This window comes from Streptomyces jumonjinensis (assembly GCF_009600885.1).
GTDB lineage: Bacteria > Actinomycetota > Actinomycetes > Streptomycetales > Streptomycetaceae > Streptomyces > Streptomyces jumonjinensis.
Map to the genome: position 1 here is coordinate 1 of NZ_VCLA01000188.1, position 595 is coordinate 595.

Below are 595 nucleotides of genomic sequence, written 5' to 3' on the forward strand. Positions count from 1 at the left end.
GGGCTGGAGACAGGGATCTACGGCTGCGAGATGTGCATAGCCGAACTGGAACACATGGTCAGGAACGCCGTGACAGAACGAGACCTCTCCCCCACGGAATACCGCCTACACGAACGGAACCCGTGAGGGCGCAGAGCCTCCGAACCCCAGGACCGCCACTGCCCCCTACACGGGCGCCCGCACCACAGCCGGCGTCGTCATCTTGTTCTCCTCCAGCTCTCGCGGTCCCAGTTCTACGCTGCGAATCAGGACACCGGGGAAGTCGTCGAAGAGGCTCAGCGCCTCCGCGATGGCCCCGGTCAGCGTCTCGGCCTCGAAGGTGCACCAGAACTCGGCCGTGTCCGGGCCCTCGACCAGGCCCATGCGCCCGTCATTGAAGTCGTCGAGCCCGTCCAGGGTGTCCGACTGCTCCGGGGTCAGCGGCTCCTGAAGATGCAGAATGAAGTCCCACTTACGCACAGCCACGGTGGTCCTTGATGAAACCATCGATCTTCTTCGCCTCGTCTCCCTGACTCTGGGGCGTGCAGTGAACGCGGTACTTCTTATCGCACGGGCAGCAGATCACCCACCCCCAACGATGCCGGTTCTTGTCATG

At 63.5% G+C, this 595-nt stretch carries 1 protein-coding gene; it reads right to left on the bottom strand.

The window, feature by feature from the left end; all coding sequences use genetic code 11:
* Nucleotides 1–165: 165 nt before the first annotated feature.
* Nucleotides 166–459 carry a hypothetical protein gene (locus FF041_RS29380; RefSeq protein ID WP_323393062.1) on the bottom strand — a complete coding sequence of 98 codons (294 nt, stop codon included), beginning with the start codon at nucleotides 457–459 and terminating at the stop codon, nucleotides 166–168.
* Between the last annotated feature and the right edge of the window lie 136 nt (nucleotides 460–595).